At 68.6% G+C, this 3,359-nt stretch carries 1 protein-coding gene and 1 pseudogene; both read left to right on the top strand.

The genetic code is table 11. The features are described 5' to 3' along the window. Nucleotides 1–40: 40 nt before the first annotated feature. Nucleotides 41–181: pseudogene (locus IE247_RS35120) on the top strand (phosphopantetheine-binding protein); the annotation flags it as partial. 36 nt (nt 182–217) lie between these two features. Beyond that, nucleotides 218–3,359: non-ribosomal peptide synthetase (locus IE247_RS33825; protein WP_229869526.1), on the top strand; the 3,142-nt coding region annotated here is incomplete at its 3' end.

Genomic DNA, 3,359 nt, shown 5'->3' with positions numbered 1-3,359 from the left:
CGCTGGTGGGACGGCTGGTGGCCGTGGTCCGGCGACCCCGGTGGAGGAGGTTCTGTGCGGGCTCTTCGCCGAGGTGCTCGGCCTGGACCGGGTCGGTGCGGAGGTGTCGTTCTTCGAACTCGGCGGTGACTCGCTCCTCGCGATGCGGTTGATCGCCCGGGTCCGTTCCGTCCTCGACACCGAAGTCAGCATCCGAGACCTCTTCGCCTCACCGACCGTGGCCGCCATCGCCCGACTGATCGAAGGCGATCGCGGCGACGTACGTACAGCCCTGACCGCACGCGAGCGACCGGACGTGCTGCCGCTGTCCTACGCGCAGCAGCGGATGTGGTTCCTCAACCGGCTGGAAGAGACCGACTCGGGTGCGGACGCCGCGTACAACCTGCCGTTGACTCTCCGGCTCTCCGGAGCGCTGGATGTCGCCGCGCTGGAGGCGGCTCTCGGCGATGTGGCCGACCGGCACGAGAGCCTGCGGACCGTCTTCCCCGAGGCCGACGGCGCACCGCGTCAGCACATCCTCGAAGGCGCCGACGGACGACCGCCGCTCATCGTCGTGGAAACCACGGAAAGCGAGCTTGAGAGCGCCCTCACCACCCACGCCGGCCACGGCTTCGACCTCAGCATCGACTTGCCGTGGCGTGTGCGGCTATTGGTGGTCGGTCCTTCGGAGTTCGTCCTGCTGATCGTGGCGCATCACATCGCGGTCGATGGCTGGTCGATGGGTGCGCTGGCCCGTGATCTCGGGGTCGCTTACGCCGCCCGGCGCGGCGGCCGGGCCCCAGGGTGGGAGCCGCTGCCGGTGCAGTACGCGGACTACGCGCTCTGGCAGCGCGAAGTCCTCGGCGACCTGGACGACGAGGACAGCCTCATCAGCGCACAGCTGCGCTTCTGGCGCGAAGCACTGGAAGGCGCACCGGAGGAACTGACACTGCCGACCGACCGGCCGCGTCCCCCGGTGCCCTCCTTCGAAGGGCGCTCAATCCCGGTCCGAGTGGGCGCCGACGCCCATGCCGGTCTGGTGGAGGTCGCCGGGCGCGGCCGGGCCACCATGTTCATGGTCGTACACGCGGCGATCGCCGTGCTCCTCTCTCGGGTGGGTGCGGGCACCGACATCCCCCTCGGCACCCCGATCGCCGGCCGAGGCGACGCGGCGCTCGACGACCTGGCGGGCTTCTTCGTCAACACCCTCGTCCTCCGCACCGACCTCAGTGGCGACCCCACCTTCACCGAACTGCTCCACCGGGTGAGGGAAGCCGACCTCGCGGCCTATGGACACCAGGATGTGCCGTTCGAGCGGCTGGTGGATGTGCTGAGTCCGGTTCGTTCACTCTCCCGGAACCCGCTGTTCCAGGTGATGCTGGCGCTCCAGAACGTCCCAGTCGCACAGTGGGAACTCCCCGGACTCGAAGTCGGCCCAGTGCCTTCGGGGTCCGAACTGGCCGCCCGATTCGATCTGTCCGTGACGCTCGTCGAGGAGCGGGATGCGGATGGTGGTCCTGCGGGTATCGGTGGCGGGATTCTGTATGCGACGGACCTCTTTGATCAGGTGACGGTTGAGGGTTTGGCGCGGCGTTTGGGTCGGGTGCTGGAGCAGGTGGCGGCTGATCCTGATGTGCGGCTGAGCGAGATCGCGGTGCTGGACGAGATTGAGCGGTCGCGGGTGGTGTCGGAGTGGAACGACACCGTGCTGCCGGTCGAGGCGGACACCTTCCTCGATCTGTTCGCTGAGCGGGTCGCGAGCGCGCCTGAGGTGTCGGCGGTTCGGTCGGGTGCGGATGTGCTGTCGTACGGGGAGCTGGACGTACGGTCGAATCGTCTGGCCCGGTACTTGGTTGCTGCGGGTGTGGGTCGGGAGCGGGTGGTGGGTCTGTGCCTGCCGCGCGGTGTGGACATGGTGGTGGCGCTGCTCGCGGTGTGGAAGGCCGGCGGGGCGTACGTACCGCTCGACCCGGAGTATCCGTCCGACCGTCTCGCGTACATGGTCGCGGACAGCGGTGCGATGCTCGTCCTGGGGACGGAGATTCCCGGGATCGAAGCGCCCGTTGTGCGCCTGGACGAGATCGAAGCGGGCTCTTCCGAGCCGCTCGGCGTGAGCGTGAGCCCGGAGCAGCTCGCGTACGTCATTTACACGTCGGGTTCGACGGGTCGTCCGAAGGGGGTGGCGGTCGCGCACGGTGGGGTGGCGAACCTCGCGCTGGCGATGCGAACCGCCCTGGATATGGGTGAAGGGGTGGTGGCGCTTCAGTTCGCCTCGTTCAGCTTCGACGCGGCCGTGCTCGATGTCGCGGTCACTCTCGCCGGTGGCGGAACGCTCGCGATCGCGTCGAGTGAGGAGCGGCGGGAGCCCGAGGCGCTCGCCCGTATGATCCGTACCTCCGGTGTTGAGGTCGCGAGCGTCGTCCCCTCGCTCCTCGGTGTCCTGGACCCGGCGGCGGTGCCCGGGGTGCGGAACTGGGTCCTTGGCGCCGAGCGGCTCAATGCCGATCTGGCGAGTCGGTGGCTCGCTGGTTCGCGGGTGTGGAACACGTATGGTCCGACGGAGGCGACCGTCATCACCACCGCCGTTCCGCTGGATGTGGGGATGTCGCCGGAGGATCAGCCCCCCGCCATCGGAAGCCCCATCGGCAACGCCCGGGTGTTCGTCCTGGACGGTTTCCTTCAGCCGGTTCCGGTCGGTGTGACGGGTGAGCTGTATGTCGCCGGTGACGGTCTGGCGCGTGGTTATGCGGGCCGTGCGGATCTGACGGCGGAGCGTTTTGTGGCGAGCCCGTTCGGCGGGCGGATGTATCGCTCGGGTGACCTGGCCCGTTGGAGTGCGGACGGTCAGCTGTGGTTCGCGGGTCGTGCGGATGAGCAGGTGAAGATCCGTGGCTTCCGGGTCGAGCCGGGTGAGGTGGAGTCGGTCCTCGCGGCGCACGAGAGTGTGGCTCAGGTCGCGGTGATTGTGCGTGAGGACCGGCCGGGTGACAAGCGCCTGGTCGCCTACGCCGTACCGACTGCATCGGACTCGGCCGGTGCGGATGAGCTGCGGGAGTTCGTTGGCGGCCGACTGCCGGAGTACATGATTCCGGCGGCGTTCGTGGTAATCGATTCGCTGCCGCTGACGGTCAACGGGAAGCTGGACCGGGCAGCACTGCCCGTGCCGGAGTCGGCCGGTGAGAGTGGTGGGCGTGCTCCGGCGACACGGGTGGAAGAGGTCTTCTGCGCCCTGTTCGCCGAGGTGCTGGGGCTTGAGCGGGTCAGTGCCGACGGCTCGTTCTTCGAGCTGGGTGGCGACTCGATCATGTCGATGCTGTTGGTGTCGAGTGCCCGTAAGGCGGGGCTCGTCATCACCGCGCGCCAGGTGTTTGAGCGGCAGA

The organism is Streptomyces inusitatus, assembly GCF_014651115.1.
In the GTDB taxonomy this organism is placed as follows: domain Bacteria; phylum Actinomycetota; class Actinomycetes; order Streptomycetales; family Streptomycetaceae; genus Streptomyces; species Streptomyces amakusaensis.
The sequence above is the reverse complement of the archived record's forward strand: the minus strand, read 5'-3'. Positions and strand labels throughout refer to the sequence as shown.